Source organism: Burkholderia sp. Bp9016, assembly GCF_003857765.1.
GTDB lineage: Bacteria > Pseudomonadota > Gammaproteobacteria > Burkholderiales > Burkholderiaceae > Burkholderia.
The window spans coordinates 25,169-45,782 of sequence record NZ_QTPY01000032.1 but is presented as its reverse complement, the minus strand read 5'-3'; the positions used below and the strand labels follow the sequence as shown (position 1 = coordinate 45,782).

The window sequence follows — 20,614 nt, the reverse complement described above, 5'->3', positions numbered from 1 at the left end:
GGCATGACACTCGGCAAAAAACTGTACATCTCCGACGTGACGCTGCGAGACGGTTCGCATGCGATTCGTCATCAATACAGCGTGCAACAGGCGGCGGCGATTGCGAAAGCGCTCGACGAAGCCAAAGTTGATTCGATCGAGGTGGCGCATGGAGACGGGCTGCAAGGATCGAGTTTCAACTATGGATTCGGCGCTCATACCGATCTCGAATGGATTGCCGCAGTGGCGGAAACGGTCAAGCACGCGAAGGTCGCGACGTTGCTGCTGCCCGGGATCGGCACGATTCACGATTTGCGTGCGGCCTATGACGCTGGCGCTCGTATTGTCCGCGTAGCCACGCATTGCACCGAGGCCGACATCTCCAAACAACACATCGAGTACGCGCGCGAGCTCGGGATGGAGGCGGTGGGCTTCCTCATGATGAGCCACATGACCACCCCGCGCGACCTTGCACAGCAGGCGAAGCTCATGGAGAGCTACGGGGCGACGTGTTGCTACGTCGTCGATTCCGGTGGTGCACTGGGAATGAACGACGTACGCGAGCGCTTTTGCGCCTTCAAGGACGTGTTGAAGCCGGAGACCGAGACAGGCATTCATGCCCATCACAATTTGAGCCTTGGCGTCGCCAACAGCATCGTCGCCGTCGAGGAAGGCTGCGACCGCGTCGATGCAAGCCTTGCTGGCATGGGCGCCGGTGCCGGAAACGCGCCGCTCGAAGTGTTTATCGCCGCGGCCGAACGGCTCGGTTGGAATCACGGATGTGATCTTTATAGCCTGATGGATGCTGCCGATGACCTCGTTCGTCCGCTACAGGACCGGCCCGTTCGTGTCGATCGCGAAACGCTGGCGCTGGGTTATGCAGGCGTCTATTCGAGCTTCCTTCGCCACTCCGAAGGCGCCGCTCGGAAATACGGATTGAAGACCGTCGACATCCTTGTCGAATTGGGGCGACGCCGCATGGTTGGCGGGCAGGAGGACATGATCGTCGACGTGGCGCTCGACCTTCTTCGCGCTCGACAGTCGTAGGGAACTTGGTGGTCCGCGGATAGCTGCGGATCGCTCAAGCGAGATATTTTCGATCGACAGAAGTACTCGGAGAAGTACGTTATGTAATTCGTGATGCTAATTAAATGCCGACGAATGATGGCCATTGAGAGCCCGGTCGGCACCTTTCGGGACTGAGTTCGCCGTAAAACGGAGGAGACGAAGTATGAGGAAGCAACTGAATTCGATCGCGCTGGCGATTTCGATGTGCGGTCTCGCGGGTACGGCATACGCACAGGAGGTGGGAAGCGTTGTGGTAACCGGTGGCGCCGCGTGGATCGACATGAGGCAATCGAGCTCTCAAGAACTGAAAAGCAGTTCCCAGTTCGGCACTTTCACTTCTCCTGGAACAGGCGCCGAAATTCATAACACCTTCACGGGAGAATTCCTCGTTACCTATTTCGCAACGGAGCATATTGCGATCGAAAGTGCCGTGGGATTTCCCCCGAAGCTGAATTTTTTCTCCCAAGGGGTCGCCACCCCCCTTGGGCCCCAGGGGCCGGCAATGCCCGTGGGTGATCTGAAGCCGTTGGTGACGGCGCGGGTGTGGGCGCCCACAGTGTTCGTGAAGTATTACTTTGGAAAGAAGGACAGTTTGTGGCGCCCATTCCTGGGTGTCGGCGTGAATTACACGTGGTTCAGCTCCGTCCAGGTTCATCCCGCATTCAGCGGGGCACTCGGTCAATTTGCCGGACCGGGTGGAAGGGTTGATGCATCGGCCAGCTCGTCGTGGAACCCAGCCTTCACGGCCGGCGTGACGTATCGCCTCAACGGTAGATGGTCCGTGCTGGGATCGATCACCTACATCCCGCTAAAGACGACCGGAAAATTCGATGCAGTCAGCGCCAACGGAACGACCGTTTTGAGCAACACGGCGCGAATCACGGCCAATCCAATCATCGGATTCGTTGGGGTTTCCTATCGATTTTGAGCGGCGGATCGAGTCTGAATGGGTATAGCGAAACAGGAGATTTCACCGTGGGCGACATAAAAGTCCAAGTTGACGGGCGGGTGCTGATCGTCACGATATCGAGGCCAGAAAAGAAGAATGCATTGACCGGTGCGATGTACGGCGCGCTTGCGGATGCGCTTGAATCAACTGCGCACGAGCGCGTGAACGCCGTCCTCATCCAATCTGATGGTGACACGTTCTCGGCCGGAAGCGACCTGAGCGAATTCTCCGCCGAAGCAATTCGTGACGGCATCGGCAAGAGCCGCGGTGCGCGGTTTCTCCGATATCTGGCGACGATGGAGATCCCCGTCGTGGCCGCCGTACAGGGGAAAGCCATTGGTGTCGGCGCCACCATGCTGTTGCATTGCGACTACGTCATCGTTGCGAACGACGCGCAACTCAGCGCGCCGTTTGTCGACCTGGCGCTCGTTCCTGAAGCGGCGTCGGGCTACCTGCTTCCGTTGCAGATCGGAAGCATTCGTGCGTTCGAGATGATCGCGCTCGGCCGCTCTGTCGATGCGCAGACCGCCGTGGAATGGGGAATCGCTAATCGATCGGTGCCGGTTGACCAGCTTCGAGCCGAAGCGAAGGCGATCGCGGCAGTTATCGCTGCAAAGGCGCCGGGCGCGGTCAGAGCGACGAAACGGTTGATGAGTGAGCGCAGGAGAGTCATCGATCAAATGAACGCGGAATTCGATGCGATCGACAAGCAATTGGCAGGGAACGAGTGCAGCGAAGCCTTGGCCGCGTTCAAGGAAAAGCGTCGTCCCGATTTCTCGAAGCTTCAATAACGTGATGGATAAAAGTAACACTGACACTCGTCCGCATGAGGCCGCCATGGGGCGAACCCCTGATTTCGACGTGCGGCGATTGGAATCGTGGCTAGGCGGAAATTTGCGTGGTTTTAGCGGGCCACTCGACGCATCGCAATTTTCGGGAGGCCAGTCGAATCCAACCTATTTGCTGACGACGCCATCCGCCCGCTATGTCCTGCGCCGCAAGCCGTCGGGCACGCTACTGCCGTCCGCTCACGCGATCGATCGAGAATATCGCCTGATACATGCATTGAACGGATCCGCGGTGCCGGTCGCGCATGCGCACTGCTATTGCGACGACGTATCGGTAATTGGCGCCGAGTTTTATGTCATGAGCTATGTGGAAGGCCGAGTGCTTTGGGAGCCCAGCCTTCCGGGCATGACGCCCAACGAACGCCGCCTGGTTTTCGATGAAATGAATCGCGTCATGGCGGCGCTGCATACGGTCGATATCGACGCACTTGGTCTGCGCGACTTCGGGCGAACAGGAAGCTATTTCGAGCGTCAAGTGTCACGCTGGACCAAACAGTATCGCGCATCCGAGACGGGCCACATTGCGTCCATCGAACGATTGATCGAATGGTTGTCGCATCATCTTCCCAGCGCGGAACGGACGAGCCTGGTTCATGGCGATTTTCGCCTGGACAACATGATCTTTGCCCCGGATGAGCCACGAGTGGTCGCTGTACTCGATTGGGAACTCTCGACGCTTGGTGATCCGCTCGCGGATTTCGCCTACCTCTGCCTCGCGTGGCACTTGCCGGCGGCCGGTTCGCGCGGACTGGCGGACTTGACTGACGCCGACAAGGTTTCGCTGGGCATTCCGCATGAAGCTGAATTTGTGTCGGCGTACTTCCGCCGTACCGGCATTGAGGAAATCGGAACACGTGAGTGGAACTTCTACCTCGCCTATAACTTCTTTCGCGTGGCCGCGATTCGGCAAGGAATCATGAAGCGCGCACTCGACGGTAACGCAAGCAGCGATCAGGCATTCGAGCACGGCAGACTTGCTGCCGCGATGGGCGATCTGGGATGGGGTTGCGCAGAACGCGCGATGGCCGCTTGACAGTAGCACCGGCCGCAATTCGGAAGAGGAATAGATGAACTTCGAACCTTCGGAAAAGGTTAAGGACCTGCAGCGCCGTGTTTCGGCATTCATGCATCAATATGTGTACCCCAACGAGGAACGTTACGAGCGAGAAGTCTGCGACGGCGACCGTTGGCAGCCGATCGCGCTCATTGAAGAACTGAAGGCGCACGCGAAGGACCAAGGTTTGTGGAATCTGTTTCTTCCCGATTCGGAACATGGGGCGGGACTGACGAATGTCGAATACGCTCCCCTTTGCGAAATCATGGGCCGGGTGCCATGGACACCGGAGGTTTTCAACTGTTCGGCACCCGACACAGGCAACATGGAAGTGCTGGTCCGTTACGGCACGCAGGAGCAGAAGAAAACGTGGCTCGAGCCGTTGCTGCGTGGCGAGATTCGCTCGGCGTTCGCAATGACCGAGCCACTTGTGGCCTCGTCCGATGCAACGAACATCGAGAGCTCGATCGTGCGTGACGGTGACGAATACGTGATCAATGGCAGGAAATGGTGGACTTCTGGTGCCAACGATCCACGCTGCAAGGTCTTCATTTTCATGGGCAAGACCGACCCTGACGCGGCAGAGCGCTATCGTCAGCAAGGGATGATCCTCGTGCCGCGCGACGCGCCCGGCGTGACGATTCTTCGCCATCTGCCGGTGCTCGGCGTCGACGACGCGCCGCACGGGCATGCGGAAATCGTCTTCGAGAACGTACGTGTGCCGGTAACGAACATGCTGCTCGGCGAAGGGCGCGGCTTCGAGATTGCTCAAGGGCGTCTCGGCCCCGGTCGTATCCATCACTGCATGCGCCTGATCGGTCTCGCGGAGCGTGCACTCGAAGTGACGTGTACACGTAGCCTGTCGCGAACGGCGTTTGGACGGGCAATTGCCGACCAAACGGTGACGCAGCATCGCATTGCCGACGCACGTATCTCGATCGACCAGACGCGCTTACTGGTGCTGGATGCTGCGCACAAGATGGACGCGATCGGCAATAAGGCGGCCGCACGCGAAATTGCGATGATCAAGGTGGCAGCGCCCAACATGGCATGCACGGTCATCGATTGGGCGATTCAGACCTGCGGGGGCTATGGAATGCAGGATCGCTTCCTGACGCACGCCTATGCTGCCGCACGGTCGCTGCGCATCGCGGACGGTCCGGATGAAGTGCATCGCAATCAGATAGGGCGAATGGAACTGGCCCGTTATCGGGGATCGAGATGAGCGGCACTACAGGAATTTCACGTTCGCCTTAAAAAAAGGCCGAACGTTCGAATGTTTATTTGATTTTGGATCCAATCGAGCTGCCTGTATCGAACTGGCGGCGACATAGCTCAACCTGGATGCACGGTACCCCGTCCCGTGCGTCGCACATACAAGGGAAGGGAACATGACAGCGCACTACAGGGTGCACGACGACGTGGCGGTTATCACGCTCGACAACCCACCGGTCAATGGGCTCGGGCACGCGACACGTCTCGCCATCGTCGAGGCAATGGCCGTAGCAGCAACCGACGCGGGCGTACGGGCCATTGTCATTACTGGGGCAGACAGCGGCTTCTCGGCCGGAGCGGACATCCGCGAATTCGGCACGCCGAAAGCAACGCAGGAACCGAGCATTCATACGGTCATACGATCGATCGAATCCAGCGCCAAGCCGGTTGTCGCCGCCATCCATTCGGTGGCCATGGGCGGTGGGCTGGAGTTGGCAATGGGTTGCCACTTTCGTGTTGTCACACCGGGTGCGCAGATTGCACTACCTGAAGTGAAGCTCGGTGTTCTTCCGGGAGCAGGGGGGACGCAGCGCCTCCCGCGGGCCGTCGGCCTCGAGGCAGCGCTCGACATGATCGTATCCGGCCGAATCGTACGCTCCGAAAAACTGGCAGACACTGGCCTGTTCGACCTGATCATCGAGGGCGACCTGCTGACAGGCGCGGTGCGGTTTGCACAACAGGCTGCGGACCGGAACGAACTGCCGCGGCTGCGAGATCGCCGCATCGAGCATGTCAATCCGGACGGATTCCTGCAATTCGCGCGCAACACGATTGCAACTGCCAGCCGCAACTTTCCGGCGCCGCTCAAATGTGTCGACGCCGTGCAGGCTTCCGTCGAGCAAGCCTTCGACGATGGGATCAAGTTCGAACGCAAGCTGTTCATGGAACTGATGGACACATCGGAATCCCGAGCGCTTCGTCACGCCTTCTTCGGAAAACGTGCTGGTGCGAAGATTCCTGACCTGCCACCCGACACACCGGTGCGGACGGTAACGCAAGTGGCTGTCGTCGGCGCGGGCACGATGGGAGCGGGCATTGCGATGAACTTTCTCAGTGCGGGCCTCCAGGTCACGATTCTCGAGACGCGGCAAGACGCGCTCGAGCGCGGTGTCGCGGCGATCCGCAAGAACTACGACGACAACGCCAGAAAGGGCAAGCTCACGCAGGAACAGGTCGAGCAGCGTATGGCCCTTCTGACGCCGACACTCTCCTATGACGACCTCCGGCACGCCGACCTCATTATTGAAGCGGTGTTCGAGGAAATGAGCGTGAAGGAAAGTGTGTTCCGGGAGCTGGATGCTGTCGCAAAGCATGGAGCCATCCTGGCATCGAACACCTCGACCCTGGACGTGGACAAGATCGCCGCGTTCACGAAGCGGCCTTACGACGTGGTCGGTATGCATTTCTTCAGTCCGGCCAACGTGATGGAACTTCTCGAGGTCGTACGAGGTGAGAAGACCGCCCACGACGTGCTGGCGACAGTCATGAGTCTCGCCAGGAAGATCGGCAAGACGGCGGTGGTGTCCGGTGTTTGCGACGGCTTCATTGGTAACCGGATGATCAATCAGTACCTGCGCCAAGCAGGCTATCTGCTGGACGAGGGCGCGCTACCGGAACAGATCGATCGTGCAATCGAGAAGTTTGGCTTTGCGATGGGCCCGTTCCGCATGGTCGACCTGTCCGGCAACGACATCGTCCGGGCGATCTACAAGCGCCATGCGGTGGAAAGGCCGGATATCGTGTATTCGAAGACGACCCATCTGCTCTGTGAGATGGGGCGGTTCGGCCAAAAATCCGGTGCAGGCTGGTACGACTACAAGGCGGGCGATCGCAAGGCGTATCCGTCACCGGCTGTCAATGACATGATCGTCCAGCAATCGAGAGATATTGGTCTGGAGCGGCGTGTGATTTCGGACGACGAGATCGTCGAGCGTCTTGTCTATGCGCTCGTGAACGAAGGTGCTCGGATACTGGAAGAGGGCATCGCATCGAAAGCATCCGATATCGATGTCGTTTATCTCACGGGCTACGGCTTCCCGATCTTCCGCGGCGGTCCAATGTTCTATGCCGACACCGTGGGCCTTTACAACGTGACGCAAGCGACGCGCCGCTACGGCAAGGGGTATCGCGGCGAAGCGTGGCAAACCGCCCCGTCGCTCGAGCGGCTGGCCGAAGTGGGCAAAGGTTTCAACGATTGATGTGGAGCACGAATATGACTGAAGCAGTGATTGTTTCCACCGCTCGGACGGCACTCGCGAAGAGCTGGAAGGGCGCGTTCAACATGACGCACGGCGCTACGCTCGGCGGGCACGTCGTCAGACACGCGATCGAGCGTGCGCACATCGAGCCGGGTGAAGTCGAGGACGTTCTGATGGGCTGCGCCGTTCCGGAAGGCGCGACTGGCTGGAACATCGGGCGGCAGATCGCATTGCGTGCAGACTGCCCGGCGAGCGTGCCAGGTGCAACCATCAATCGCTTTTGCTCCTCTGGACTGCAGGCGATTGCGACGGCCGCGCAGCGTGTGATTGCCGGTGAAGGCGATATCTTCGTTGCGGGTGGTGTCGAATCCATTTCCTGTGTCCAGCAGGAAATGAACCGACACATGCTGAACGACGGCTGGCTTGAGAAGCACAAGCCCACCATCTACTGGAGCATGCTGCAAACCGCTGAAACCGTCGCCCGGCGATACAACATTGGGAGAGATCGTCAGGACGAGTATGGCGTTCGAAGCCAGCAGCGGGCGGCGGATGCCGTTGCCGCCGGAAGGTTTGCGGACGAAATCGTGCCGATCACCACAGTGATGGGTGTCGCCGACGCGAAGACCGGAGCACTCGGCACACGCGAAGTCACGGTGTCTGTCGATGAAGGCATCCGTGCCGATACGACGCTGGAAGGCCTTTCGAAAATTCGTCCTTCTTTGCCGGGTGGCGTGATTACGGCCGGTAATGCGAGCCAGTTCTCCGATGGTGCATCAGCTGCTGTCGTCATGGACGGCAAGCTGGCCTCCGCCCGCGGCCTGCAGCCACTCGGCGCATTCCGGGGTTTTGCCGTTGCCGGATGTGAGCCGGACGAAATGGGTATCGGGCCGGTGTTCGCCGTACCTAAGCTGCTTGCGAAGGCCGGTTTAACGGTCGATGACATCGGCCTTTGGGAGCTTAACGAGGCATTCGCTGTCCAGGTGCTTTACTGCGTCGACAAGCTCGGCATTCCGATGGAGCGTCTCAACGTCAATGGCGGCGCCATTGCATTGGGACATCCGTACGGTGTTTCCGGCGCGCGCCTCGTCGGGCATGCGCTGTTGGAGGGTAAGCGCCGTGGTGCTCGATATGTCGTCGTTACGATGTGCATCGGGGGCGGCCAAGGCGCAGCGGGGTTGTTCGAGGTTTTTTGATGTCTGCGCAAGAAGCGTCGCAGAAACAGGAATAGTGCGGATTAGACACCATGGGTACGCTCAAACAATTATTCGATCTTTCAGGAAAAATCGCGCTCGTAACTGGCGGCTCACGCGGCCTCGGTCTTCAACTCGCCGAGTCACTCGGCGAACTTGGAGCGCGCATCGTTCTTTCTGCGCGCAAAACCGACGAGTTGCAAGAGGCGCAGGCGCATCTGGCGTCGCTCGGCATTGAGGCGGACTTCATCGCGGCGGACGGTTCCATCGACGCAGATATTCGTCGTCTGGTTGACGAGGCGCTCGCCAGGTTGGGTCGCGTCGACATACTCGTGAACAACGCGGGCGCGGTCTGGAGCGCGCCCGCGGAGGACCACCCGATCGAGGCGTGGGATAAGGTCATGAACCTCAACATCCGGGGCCTCTTCCTGCTCACCCAGCAAATTGGCAAGCGGTCGATGATCCCGCGTGGATACGGCCGAATCGTCAACATGGCGTCGATCGGCGGCCTCAGGGGAAATCCGCCTGATGCGATGAGCACCATTGCCTATAACGCGAGCAAGGGAGCGGTTGTCAATTTCACACGAACGCTCGCAGGTGAGTGGGGGCAATACGGCATTACGGTCAACGCGATTGCACCGGGCTTTTTTCCGTCCAACATGACACGGGGCTTGCTCACCCAATTGGGCGCGGACAAGGTTGCGGAAGGAATCCCATTACGGCGCATTGGCGATAGCGAGGATCTGAAGGGCGCCGTAGCATTGTTCGCATCGGATGCAGGCAAGCACATCACCGGACAGATCCTTGCAGTAGACGGTGGCGCGACCGCCGTACTGTAACCGTGATGCAAAGAGGTCTTACGCAACAAATCGTCGGAGAAAGTAATGGGGCTTTACACCGCGCCGCAGCGCGACATGCAATTTGTGCTTCATGAGTTGCTCGGCGTCGAAGCCGAGTTGAAGGGCATGCCGAAACATGCCGAACTCGATAGGGAGACCATTGATCAGGTACTCGACGAAGCCGGGAAGTTCTGCTCCGACGTACTGTTTCCGCTCAATCAAAGCGGCGATCGCGAGGGCTGTCACTACGACGGCAACGGCGTCGTCCGAACGCCGACTGGGTTTAAAGACGCATATCGCCAATATGTTGAAGCCGGATGGCCGATGCTTTCCTGTGATCCCGATTATGGCGGCCAGGGGCTGCCCGGGTGCGTCAATAATGCGCTCTACGAGATGCTGAACTCGGCAAATCAGGCGTGGACCATGTATCCGGGGATCACGCACGACGCTTACGAATGCCTGCATGCGCATGGCACGCCGGAGCAGAAACAGGTCTATCTGCCAAAGCTCGTTTCAGGTGTCTGGACCGGCACGATGTGCCTGACCGAGCCGCATTGCGGTACCGATCTCGGCATCCTGCGTACCAAGGCCGAGCCGCGAGGCGACGGCTCGTACTCGATCACGGGCACCAAGATTTTTATCTCGGGCGGCGAGCATGATCTCGCCGAGAACATTGTTCATCTCGTGCTTGCGCGCGTGCCCGATGCACCGATGGGCACGAAGGGAATTTCGCTCTTTGTCGTGCCGAAGTTTATCCCGACGAAAAGCGGTGAACCCGGCGAGCGAAACGGTATCCAGTGTGGTTCGATTGAGCACAAGATGGGGATTCATGGCAATGCCACTTGCGTAATGAATCTTGATGATGCAAGCGGGTGGCTCGTCGGCGAGGTCAATCGGGGCCTTCAGGCGATGTTCGTCATGATGAACGCAGCCCGACTAAACGTGGGCATGCAGAGTCTCGGCCTGACCGAGGTCGCCTACCAGAACGCGCGCGCCTACGCGAGGGAGCGCTTGCAGATGCGTTCGCTCTCGGGCCCGAAGGCGCCCGAAAAACCCGCCGACCCCATCATCGTGCACCCCGATGTGCGCCGCATGCTTTTGACGCAAAAGGCCTATGCGGAAGGTGGCCGTGCGTTTACCTATTGGCTTGCGCTACAGATCGACAAGGAACATGGGCATCCGGACGAAACCGTGAGGAGCGGTGCATCGGATCTGATCTCACTGTTGACCCCGATCGCCAAGGCGTTCCTCTCCGACAACGCGTTCGAGTGTACAAATCACGCGCTACAGGTGTTCGGCGGTCATGGCTTCATTACTGAGTGGGGGATGGAGCAATACGTTCGTGACACGCGGATCCATGCGATCTACGAGGGGACGAACGCGGTCCAGGCTCTCGATTTGCTCGGGCGTAAGGTGCTCCCGAACATGAGCGCGAAGTTGAAATGCCTTGAAAAGCTCGTGGCCGATTTCATCGAGGAACAAGACGGGCGACCCGACATGGAAGAGTTCGTTCATCCTCTTTCTAGTCTCTTCGAGAAGATTCAACAGCTCACGAACGAAGTGAGCATGAGGGCCGCCAGCGATCCAGACGAAATCGGTGCCGCGGCAGTGCCTTATCTGCGTACGGTGGGACATCTCGTTTTCTCGTATTTCTGGGCTCGCATGGCGCGCATCGCCCTCGACAAGATTGCGACGGGTGATGCGTTCTATCAATCCAAGCTTGCTACTGCACGTTTCTATTTCGCGAAACTGTTGCCCGAGACCGAAACCACGATCCACGCAGCACGTTCCGGTGCGACGACCATCATGGGGATTGACGAGGCACTATTTTGAACGAAGCCCAGTGCGTGCGGAGCTGTGCTTTCGTCAAGTTGTGAGAGTGTGATCATGTCCGCCGCAGCTGAACGGCGCGGTGAACCGTACCAGTGTGTTTGAGGAGACTCATATGAACCGTTTCGCCAATTTACCGTCGTCGGGTGCTTCACTGTATTCCAACCTCGATGTTTCTGCGATTCGCGATCCAGAAACAAGCGCGATTTCATACTACGGTTACGGCGCGACATATATGGTGCCGAACATGAGTCGTCGCGGTAATTGCCACGATAACGCCGTTGCCGAAAGCTTCTTCAGCGCGTTGAAGAAGGAGCGAATTAAGCGGCGCATCTACCCGAACAGGGCTACTGCTGCCACGGACGTATTCGATTACATTGAGATGTTCTACAACCCGATTCGCCGGCATGGTTTCGCCGGCGACCTGTCACCTGTAGAGTTTGAGCGACGCTACGCGCTAAACGGCTCGTGAGTGTCTATGAAACTCTGGCCAGTCCCCCCGTTCGTGCAGGAAGCCCGGCCGGCCATCTTGCGATCGCTCGTTGCACTCAACGTTGCGCCGTCGGCCTATCTGTTTGTCAGTTTGAAGGTGTCCGCAGGGATGCATGTCGGCTTCGAGCCTCCTCACGAATATCCCCAGCACCCGAAGCTACCGCCCCATCTGACCGAGATACTCTCGCCGCCCGCATATGTGGAGGATTTCAGGCGCCTCCCGCTCGACCTCCTTGGCCCAGTGCTGGCGCCGCTCTGGAACGCGGTTGGTGAGGATCATTCCCGTGCGCAGTTCGTATGAGTCTCGACAGTGACCTGACACTGGGCTCTGACCCGATCTCCCACCGTTCGTTGTGACTTGGGGAACTGCCTTTTAGTTAGCGCCGAGTCGACGGGTTGAATCCGCAGTCGATCACCGCCATTGGCAACGAGCGGTCGTATTGTCCGAGACCTGATCTGACGTTGACTGACCGGTCAGGTCCCGGCCTATACAGTTGATGATTACCGTGATCTCTCGCAGGCTCGAACGTCGAGGCAATCTCTATCTGGCACTGCAGGTCAAACATGCGTGATCAGAGTGACCGAATCTATTCGAACGCGCCGCCGTCCGTACCGTTGCTCGATGTTTAAGCGCACGTTCTCCAACGGTTTGACGGTCAACGAGTTCGTGTGCGGCCTAAGGGCCGCCACCTCGATCCACGAGCGCCACTTGTTCACGGGGTCCTGATCTGTGCGTAAGTGATTGATTTTTCGGGTGTTATAAAGTTTGCGTGGGTCGGAGGCCAACTTTTCTGCGAATTTTGTAGGAAAAGGCCACCTTTTCTGCCACTTTTCCCGAGCGAAATTCTCAGAAAAGGTGCTCAAGCTATTGATTCATATGGACCGCAGAGGCCACCTTTTCTGCGAACCTACACGGTTGGTTTGCGAATCAATTCGTCCACCGACGCGTTCGCTGCGGAATCGCGCCGCGTTTCAAGGCGCACGGCGGTGGCACTTGCGCTTGCGTGAACCGTCGGCCGGCAGACGTTCGGCGGGGATTCGCGGTGTGGGTTCGGATGGGGATGAGGCCGGTCAACGGCGTGACGTCATCGAAGGCGATGTTCGTGGCCGCCGCGCGAGTGTGGTGGCCGGTGCATCGAACGCGCGGTGCGGTCGACGTTGTACGGCAATGTTCGACCGCACGTGATGCCGGAATCGTTCGCGGGTCCGGGGAGTTCGCCGCATGCCACGGGGCATCGCGCGCTGACGCGCGTCATTCCCCCGGCATCGTTCGGTATGCGACACGATACGCCCCCGGACTGCACCCGAACCGCGCCTTGAACGCCCGCCCAAAATGCGTAATGTCGGAAAACCCGCACGCGATCGCGAGTTCCAGCAGCGTGCGATGGGTATCCGCCGGATCTTCCAGAGCGCGCCGGCTCGCCTGCAGCCGGTATTCCTGAATCAGGCTCTGCGGCGTCCGCTCCGTCGCGGCCAAAGCGCTGTACAACGTGCGCCGCGACACGTTCAGCGCGCTCGCCAGCTTGTCCGGCGACAAATCGGGATCGCTGTAGTGGTGCGACAGATAGAGTTCCGCATTCATCCGCAGCGTCGCGATTCGCGTATCGGCGCCGATACGCGAATCGCTCGCCTCGCGGCGGATCACCGAATCGAGCAGCATCAGCGTCGACTGCTCGAAGCCGAACAGGCTTTCCGGATCGTTCGGCACCTGCCCGTCCATCAGGTAACGGATCGATTGAAGCGCCAGTTGCGCATTGCCGACGGTCTGGCGCACCTGCACGCCCGCCCGCTCCACGAACCAGCGCCACATCGTGCCGCTTCTCGGCGGCGTCAGCGCGGCGACGAAGCGCGACGCGTTCGCCGATTCGATCATGTACGGCTGCGTTGCATCGTAGATCACCCACTCGCCGGGATTGACGGTCGACGTCGCGTTGCGCTGCGTGACGCGGCTTTGCCCGGCGATCTGGAACAGGATCTTGTAGCAGTCGCGGTCGGCGCGCGACGCGAGCGAGCGGTCGCGATCGACGCGGATCGCCGTTGTATCGACGTCCGCCATGCGCAGGCCACCGACCGTGGCAACGCGCACCGACATCCGGAACTGCGGGCCGGTGTCGTGAAAGATCAGCGGCAGGAAGCTGTCCGCGATCAGGTCGCGCAGATTCGCGCTGCTGTTGCTGGCGTCGACGACGAGTTCGTGTGCCATTGCCGGAATGGGAGGAGGGTCGGGGAACGCGTCAAGGTTAATGCAAACGACAGGAATGCGCGTTCAGACCCGGCCATTGTCGGGAGCCTGGCTCTGCGGCGTCAATCGTGGTTTCTCCACGTTCCGCCGCGACCCCATCGCACCGCATCGATCTGCACGCTCAAGCCAAAAGTGTGCACGCAACGCCGATCGGCGCGGACGAAGCGTCCCTAGAATCGACAGGCGGTCGGCAAGCTGTCCTGTCGAATCGCATGGGCTGGCTCGCGCCATGAAACGCAACCACCGATTTTCAAGGAGACCCTGCCGAAGGCCGGGCAACGGACGCATGCGGCGGCAGCGCGCGCCGGCGACCGTCGTGCGGACGACCGCGGGCGCATATCAGGATGTCCGATAGAACTTTCGACTACATCGTCATTGGCGCCGGCTCGGCGGGCTGCACGATCGCGACCCGCCTCGTCGAGCGCGGCAAGGGCACCGTGCTGCTGCTGGAGGCAGGCGGCCACGACAAGGATCTGTTCATCCACATGCCGGGCGGGCTGGCGAAGGCCATTCCGCGCCACACGTGGCCGTATGCGGCCGAGCCGTCGGACGACGTGAAGGGCCGCTCGATCGCGGTGCCGCAAGGGCGCGTGCTCGGCGGCTCCAGCTCCGTCAACGGGATGCTGTACGTGCGCGGGCACCGCAACGACTACGATCGTTGGGAGACTGAATTTGGCTGCAAGGGCTGGGGCGCGGACGACATGCTGCGCTACTTCGCGAAGGCGGAGAACAACGAATCGCTGACGGCGCCTTACCACGGCAACGACGGGCATCTGCAGGTCACCGAGATCCGCTATCGCCATCCGCTGTCGCAGGCGTTCGTGCGGGCCGGCCAGCAGATGGGACTCGACTATCTGGTCGACTACAACGGCGATCGACAGGAGGGCGTCGGGTTCTATCAGGCGACGATCTTCAATGGCGAGCGCGGCTCCACGGCGGCGACGTACCTGAAGACGATCGCGAACCGTCCGGAATTCAGCCTTGAAGTCGATGCGCTGGTCGAGCGCGTCGACATCGAAGGCGACCGCGCGACCGGCGTCACGTACCGGCAGGGCAATCGTCGCGTGACCGCGCGTGCCCGCGCCGAAATCATCGTATCAGCCGGCGCGATCGGTTCGCCGAAGATCCTGCAGCTATCCGGCATCGGGCCGCAAAAGGTGCTCGAGGACGCTGGCGTGCCGGTCCGGCAGGTGCTGCCGGTCGGCGAGAACTTCCACGACCACCTGCACATGTCGGTCAACGCGACGATCCGCACACCGGTATCGCTCTACGGCCAGGACAAGGGATGGCGCGCGCTGAAGCACGGCATCCAGTGGAAGTGGTTCCGCTCGGGCATCCTGACTTCGCCGGTGCTCGAAGGGTTCGCGTTCGTCGATACCTGCCGGCAGGGACAGCCGGACGTCCAGTTTCACTTTCTGCCGACGATCGATTCGTTCGACGATCCGATCGGCGTGACGGCGGGGCGCACGCACGGAATCACGATCAAGACCGGGCATCTGCAACCGCATTCGCGCGGCCGCGTGACGATCCGCTCGTCGAACCCGGAGGCGCTGCCGCGCATCGACGGCCGCTATCTGGCCGACCGCCGCGACGTCGACGGCCAGATCCGGGCCGCAAAGCTCGCGCTGAAGATCCTGCGCCAGCCGGCGCTCGCCGATCACGTCGACGAGATCTTCTCGCCGGACTGCCCGCCCGACGACGAAGCGGGGATCGAGGACTGGGTGCGCGGCGCGGCGAAGACGGTCTATCACCCGGTCGGCACGTGTCGCATGGGGATGGATCCGGCTTCGTCGGTCGTGGATCCGCAATTGCGCGTGCACGGTATCGCAGGGTTGCGCGTGGCCGACAGCTCGGCGATGCCGAGCATCCCGAGCGGCAACACGAACGCGCCGACCATCGCGCTCGCCGAAAAGGCATCGGACCTGATCGCCCAGGCGGCCTGATCGGGCCTTTCACACTCACCTTCACATTCAACGGAATTTCCGGAGGAACACAGATGGCACTGGTTCGGATGCTGGACGAAGTCAAAACGTTTCTCGGGCGCGAACACGGTCACTACATCGACGGCCACGCGGAGGCCGGCCGCGGCGAACGGATCGACGTGCGCGATCCGTCGACGCGTGCGGTGATCGGCTCGGTCGCCCAGGCGACCGACGACGACGTCGAAGCCGCGATCGCGTCGTCGCATCGCGCGTTTCGCGGCGAATGGGCCAGCCTGACGCCGGCCGATCGCGAACGCATCCTGTTGCGCTTCGCCGACCTGATCGACGCGCACGGCGAAGAGATCGCGCAGATCGAAACCGCGCAGTCGGGTAAGCTGATCGGGCTGTCGCGCGTGATCGAGGTCGGCTGGTCCGCGCGCTGGCTGCGCTATTACGCGGGCTGGGCCACGAAGATCGCGGGCGAAACGCTCGCGCCGTCGTTTCCGAGCATGAACGGCGAGCGCTACACGTCGTTCACGCTGCGCCAGCCGCTCGGTGTCGTGTTCGGCATCATTCCGTGGAATTTCCCGGTGATGATCCCGGTATGGAAGTTCGGCGCGGCGCTCGCGACCGGCAACACGGTGCTGATCAAGTCGTCGGAGTTCACGCCGCTCACGATGCTGCGCATCGCCGAGCTGGCGACCGAAGCAGGCCTGCCGCCCGGCACGCTCAACGTGATCAACGGCACGGGCCAGGTCGGCGCGAAGGTGATCCGCGATCCGCGCGTGGCGAAGGTGTCGTTCACGGGGTCGGTGCCGACCGGTCGCATCATCGGCGAGGAAGCCGTGAACGCGAACTTCACGCGCTTCACGCTCGAGCTGGGCGGCAAGAATGCCGCGGCGTTCCTGCCGGACACGCCGGTCGACAGGATTCTCGACGGCATCGTCGAGGCCGGGTTCCTGCACAGCGGACAGGTGTGCGCATCGGCGGAACGCTTCTTCGTGCATCGCTCGACGTTCGACGAGGTGGTCGAGAAGATGAAGGCGCGTCTCGACTGCTTCCAGCCGGCCGACCCGATGGACGACGCGGGGATGATCGGCCCCGTCTGCAACGAACCGCAGTTCCGCAAGTGTCTCGATGCATTCGAGCTCGCGCGCACGGAAGGCGACACGATCGTGACCGGCGGCGGCGCGTATGCGCGCGACGGCTTCTACGTGAAGCCGACCATCGTGCTGCCGCGCTCGCTGGAATCGGCTTCGTATCGCAAGGAGATCTTCGGGCCGGTCGGCGCGTTCGTGCCGTTCGACGACGAGGAAGCGCTGATCGCGATGATGAACGACACGCCGTTCGGGCTCACCGCGAGCCTGTGGACGAACGACCTGTCGAAGGCGCTGCGCTACGTGCCGCGCATCGAAGCCGGCACCGTGTGGGTGAACATGCATACGCTGGTCGACCCGGCCGTGCCGTTCGGCGGCGCGAAGGGGTCCGGTATCGGACGCGAGTACGGTTCGTCGTTCATCGACGCCTACACCGAGCCGAAGGCGGTGACCATACGCTTCTGACGGCGTGGCGCCAATGGAAATGCCCGCCCGGGACGACCCGGGCGGGCATTTTCGTCAAAGGGTGCGGTGCGTCAGAACCGCGTACTGAATCCCACCCGCGCGATCGACTGCACCGTGCCACTTGCTGCGCCATCCGCATCCATCACGCCATTGATCTGCGCATTGCTGCCGTGGCTCGCGCGCTGATGCACGCCGGCCACATACACCATCGTGCGCTTCGACAGCCAGTACTGAACGGCGGCCATGATCTGATGCGCGTGCGCGTTGTCGAGCGTGTCGTTGCCCTTCATGTACGTATAGGTCGCGCCGACCACCCACACCGGCGACGGCCGCCACGCGGCGCCCGCTTCCGCCGACCACGCGCCCGCGCCGTTCCACGCGTTGTGCACGGTCGTGAAGAGCGCCTTCGCGGTAACCGTGCCGAGCGTGTAGTGCGCGCCCGCGCCCCAGTTGCGCACGCTCGTGGCCGGCATCCCGTCTGCCGCGCCGTATTTCTGGTTCGTATAGGCGGCGCCCGCGCCGAACGGGCCGTTGTCGTAGCTCGCACCGACGCTGACCGTGTTGTTCGCGCCGACCGACCCCGCGACGTTCCCGAAGCCGTACAGCGCGCCGAAGGTCAGCCCTGACAGCGATGCGCTGGTGTACTTCACGGAGTTCGCGACGCGGTTGCTGCCCGCGACGCGATCCCAGTCGAAGGCGCCGGTCGGGTTGTTCGGCAGCGCGAGCTTGTCGAATGGCCCGTTGCGAAAGCCGTACAGCCCGACGAGATCCTGCGCGATCTCGTTGCCGCTCGCGGCCAGCGCATCGACCATGAACTCGTACTGGTTGCCGAGCGTAAGCGTGCCGTAGCGGTCGTTCTGCAGCCCGACGTAAGCCGTGCGCGCGAACAGCCCGCCGCCGATCATCGAGCCGTTCGCGAGCGAGAACTGATTGACGAGCCGGAAGATCGCATGCGTGCCGGCGCCGAGGTCTTCCTTGCCCTCGAAGCCGAGCAGGTTCGGGAAGAATATGTTGTCGTCGAATTTCGCGTTGCCGTGGCCGCCCTCGTTGCTGACATAGCTGATGCCGGCGTCGAGCAGACCGAACATCGTCACGCTGCTCTGAGCGAACGACGCGGCCGGGATCGTGCAGGCCGCGAGGGCCAGCAAGGTCTTTTTCGTCATCTCCAATGTGCTCCTCACATGTTTCCGGTCATGCCGGAATATTTTTGATGGGACTACTGATTGATCGGACGATAAGGTGGTGCAAGGCGACCGAATCGATCGGGCCCGGAACGGCACCGGTCGATCCCGCGGGTATCGGCGATGCCGATCGATCGCCGATGCCCGCGTGCACTGCTTCGGCTAGACCGTCGAATACCCGCCGTCCACCGGCACGATCGCACCGGTGACGAACGACGCGGCGGGCGAACACAGGAACAGGATCACGTCCGCAACCTCGTCCGCCGTGCCCCAGCGCCCGAGCGGCGTGCGATCGAGAATCCGCCGCGAGGCCTGGGTGTCGGCCATCAGCCCGCTGCTGAGCGGCGTGTCGATCCAGCCGGGCGCGACCGCGTTTACGCGGATGCCGCGTTCGGCCCATGCCTGCGCGAGCGAGCGCGTGAGCTGCGCGACGCCGCCCTTGCTCGCGCTGTACGCCGGGCGATCCTTGCTGCCGAAGTACGTGTACATCGACGCGACGTTGACGATGCTGCCGCCGTTTGCCGACAACGCCGGCAGCGCGGCGTCGGACGCCCGCATCACCGACGTCAGGTTCACGTTCAGCACGAGCTCGAACTGGTCCATCCGGTATTCGTCCGCGTGCCGGCTGATGCCGACGCCGTTGACGAGCGCATCGACGCGCGGCAACGCGCGGATCGTACGCGTCAGTGCGTCGCTGTCGGTCACGTCGAGTTCGACGCAGCGAACGCTCGGATGGACGGGCGCATGCGGGCCGGCGGCATCGAGCCCGAGCGCGACGACCGATGCGCCCGCTTGCGCGAACCGCAACGCGGTACGTGCGCCGATGCCGGACGTGCCGCCCGTCACGACGATGGTCTTGCCGTCAAACGACCACTGGCGGGTCATGTTCGATACTCCCGATGGTGTGAAGGGGGCGCGCCGGCCGGTGCGACGGCGCAACGAGGATCTTGATCTGCGCGCGATCGGCGAGCAGTGCATCGAAGCCGTCGGCGACGGCGTCTTCGAGCGACACGGTACGCGTGACGATCGACGTGAGGTCGAGCGCGCCCGACCCGACGAGCCGAAGCAGGTCTTCGTACACGTGACGGTAGCCGACGCTGGCCGTGAAGGTCAGCTCGTCGTTGACCGCGCGGAATGCCTCGAAGCTCGCATGCGGCATCAGGCCGACCATCACGAGACGGCCGCCCTTGCGCAGCCCCTGCATCGCCGCTTCGAACGTGGCCGGCAGGCCGGCCGCCTCGAAGCTCACGTCGACGCCGAGCCCGCCCGCGGCTTCGCGGATCGCGTCGCGCAGCACCGGCGCGTCGAGCGAGCGTGCGTCGAACGCATGCGTCGCGCCGAAGCGCGCGGCGGCCGCGAGCCGTTCCGGCGACACGTCGACCGCGACGATCGTCGTCGCGCCCTGGAGCTTCGCGAGCATGATCAGCAACAGCCCGATCGGCCCGAGCCCGAACACCGCGCAGGTGTCGCCGAGGCGCAGCTCGCCGCGCCGCAGCGCGTGCAGCGCGACGGCGGCCGGTTCCATCACCGCCGCCTGTTCGAGGCTCACGTCGTCGGGCAGCCGGTGCAGCATGTAGGCCGGCACGACCGCGAAGTCGGCCATTCCGCCGTCACCCATCAGCCCGGCGAAGCCCATCGACACACACAGGTTGTACGACCCGGAGCGGCAGTATGCGCACTGGTGGCAACGATACTCGGGCTCGATCGCGACACGGTCGCCCGGAACCAGCGTCGTCACGCCCGCGCCGACTTCGACGACGGTGCCGCTGAACTCATGGCCGAGCGTGAGCGGCGCGGTGCGGCCCGACAGCGGATGCGGTGTGTCGACCGGAATCGCATGCGGCCCGTCCGCATATTCGTGCAGGTCGCTGCCGCAGATCCCGCAATAGGCCACCGCGACGCGAACCTCGCCGGGCCCGGTGCGCGGCGTGTCGAGATCGACCAGGCGGATGTCGCGCGGGCCATGCCATTGAAGTGCACGCATG

16 protein-coding genes and 1 pseudogene are annotated in these 20,614 nt (G+C 61.9%); 13 read left to right on the top strand and 4 right to left on the bottom strand.

The window, feature by feature from the left end:
* Nucleotides 1–3 precede the first annotated feature (3 nt).
* The 11 genes and pseudogenes from dmpG to DIE13_RS28630 all read left to right on the top strand — a co-directional run bounded on the left by dmpG (nt 4) and on the right by DIE13_RS28630 (nt 12,023).
* Nucleotides 4–1,026: a 4-hydroxy-2-oxovalerate aldolase gene (gene dmpG, locus DIE13_RS28680; RefSeq protein ID WP_124830420.1), complete on the top strand. Its 1,023-nt coding sequence runs from the start codon at nt 4–6 to the stop codon at nt 1,024–1,026.
* Between the two features lie 184 nt (nt 1,027–1,210).
* A complete protein-coding gene (locus DIE13_RS28675) occupies nt 1,211–1,975 on the top strand; it encodes an OmpW/AlkL family protein (protein WP_124830419.1) in 765 nt (254 codons plus the stop codon).
* A gap of 47 nt (nt 1,976–2,022) precedes the next feature.
* Nucleotides 2,023–2,787, top strand: coding sequence for an enoyl-CoA hydratase-related protein (locus tag DIE13_RS28670; RefSeq protein WP_124830418.1), 765 nt, complete (start codon nt 2,023–2,025; stop codon nt 2,785–2,787).
* 46 nt (nt 2,788–2,833) lie between these two features.
* A complete protein-coding gene (locus tag DIE13_RS28665; RefSeq protein WP_244097768.1) occupies nt 2,834–3,877 on the top strand; it encodes a phosphotransferase family protein in 1,044 nt (347 codons plus the stop codon).
* Nucleotides 3,878–3,911: 34 nt separating this feature from the next.
* Nucleotides 3,912–5,123: an acyl-CoA dehydrogenase family protein gene (locus tag DIE13_RS28660; protein WP_124830417.1), complete on the top strand. Its 1,212-nt coding sequence runs from the start codon at nt 3,912–3,914 to the stop codon at nt 5,121–5,123.
* A gap of 166 nt (nt 5,124–5,289) precedes the next feature.
* Nucleotides 5,290–7,371, top strand: coding sequence for a 3-hydroxyacyl-CoA dehydrogenase NAD-binding domain-containing protein (locus tag DIE13_RS28655; protein ID WP_124830416.1), 2,082 nt, complete (start codon nt 5,290–5,292; stop codon nt 7,369–7,371).
* A gap of 14 nt (nt 7,372–7,385) precedes the next feature.
* A complete protein-coding gene (locus DIE13_RS28650; protein WP_124830415.1) occupies nt 7,386–8,564 on the top strand; it encodes an acetyl-CoA C-acyltransferase in 1,179 nt (392 codons plus the stop codon).
* A gap of 50 nt (nt 8,565–8,614) precedes the next feature.
* Nucleotides 8,615–9,400 (top strand): SDR family oxidoreductase, encoded by a 786-nt coding sequence (locus tag DIE13_RS28645; protein WP_124830414.1) that lies wholly within the window; start codon nt 8,615–8,617, stop codon nt 9,398–9,400.
* 45 nt (nt 9,401–9,445) lie between these two features.
* Nucleotides 9,446–11,233: an acyl-CoA dehydrogenase C-terminal domain-containing protein gene (locus DIE13_RS28640; RefSeq protein ID WP_124830413.1), complete on the top strand. Its 1,788-nt coding sequence runs from the start codon at nt 9,446–9,448 to the stop codon at nt 11,231–11,233.
* Between the two features lie 235 nt (nt 11,234–11,468).
* Nucleotides 11,469–11,702 (top strand): annotated as a pseudogene (locus DIE13_RS28635) (IS3 family transposase); the annotation flags it as partial.
* Nucleotides 11,703–11,708: 6 nt separating this feature from the next.
* Nucleotides 11,709–12,023, top strand: a complete 315-nt coding sequence (locus DIE13_RS28630) for a hypothetical protein (RefSeq protein ID WP_124830412.1) — start codon at nt 11,709–11,711, stop codon at nt 12,021–12,023.
* A 951-nt stretch (nt 12,024–12,974) separates the two neighbouring features.
* On the opposite strand, the gene DIE13_RS28625 is transcribed toward DIE13_RS28630, so the two are convergent.
* Nucleotides 12,975–13,925, bottom strand: a complete 951-nt coding sequence (locus DIE13_RS28625) for a helix-turn-helix domain-containing protein (protein ID WP_124830411.1) — start codon at nt 13,923–13,925, stop codon at nt 12,975–12,977.
* Nucleotides 13,926–14,308: 383 nt separating this feature from the next.
* On the opposite strand from DIE13_RS28625, the gene DIE13_RS28620 reads away from it, so the two are divergent.
* Both DIE13_RS28620 and DIE13_RS28615 read left to right on the top strand, forming a co-directional pair.
* Complete coding sequence (locus DIE13_RS28620) at nt 14,309–15,907, top strand: GMC family oxidoreductase (protein WP_124830410.1); 1,599 nt, start codon at nt 14,309–14,311, stop codon at nt 15,905–15,907.
* Nucleotides 15,908–15,960: 53 nt separating this feature from the next.
* Nucleotides 15,961–17,448: an NAD-dependent phenylacetaldehyde dehydrogenase gene (locus DIE13_RS28615; protein ID WP_124830409.1), complete on the top strand. Its 1,488-nt coding sequence runs from the start codon at nt 15,961–15,963 to the stop codon at nt 17,446–17,448.
* Nucleotides 17,449–17,519: 71 nt separating this feature from the next.
* On the opposite strand, the gene DIE13_RS28610 is transcribed toward DIE13_RS28615, so the two are convergent.
* The 3 genes from DIE13_RS28610 to DIE13_RS28600 all read right to left on the bottom strand — a co-directional run bounded on the left by DIE13_RS28610 (nt 17,520) and on the right by DIE13_RS28600 (nt 20,613).
* The gene (locus DIE13_RS28610; protein WP_124830408.1) at nt 17,520–18,611 is read right to left on the bottom strand and encodes a porin; all 1,092 of its coding nucleotides are present in this window, start codon (nt 18,609–18,611) and stop codon (nt 17,520–17,522) included.
* A gap of 180 nt (nt 18,612–18,791) precedes the next feature.
* Nucleotides 18,792–19,514: an SDR family NAD(P)-dependent oxidoreductase gene (locus tag DIE13_RS28605; RefSeq protein WP_124830407.1), complete on the bottom strand. Its 723-nt coding sequence runs from the start codon at nt 19,512–19,514 to the stop codon at nt 18,792–18,794.
* A complete protein-coding gene (locus DIE13_RS28600) occupies nt 19,492–20,613 on the bottom strand; it encodes a 2,3-butanediol dehydrogenase (protein WP_124830406.1) in 1,122 nt (373 codons plus the stop codon). The genes DIE13_RS28605 and DIE13_RS28600 overlap by 23 nt, the downstream gene beginning before the upstream one ends.
* Nucleotide 20,614 lies beyond the last annotated feature (1 nt).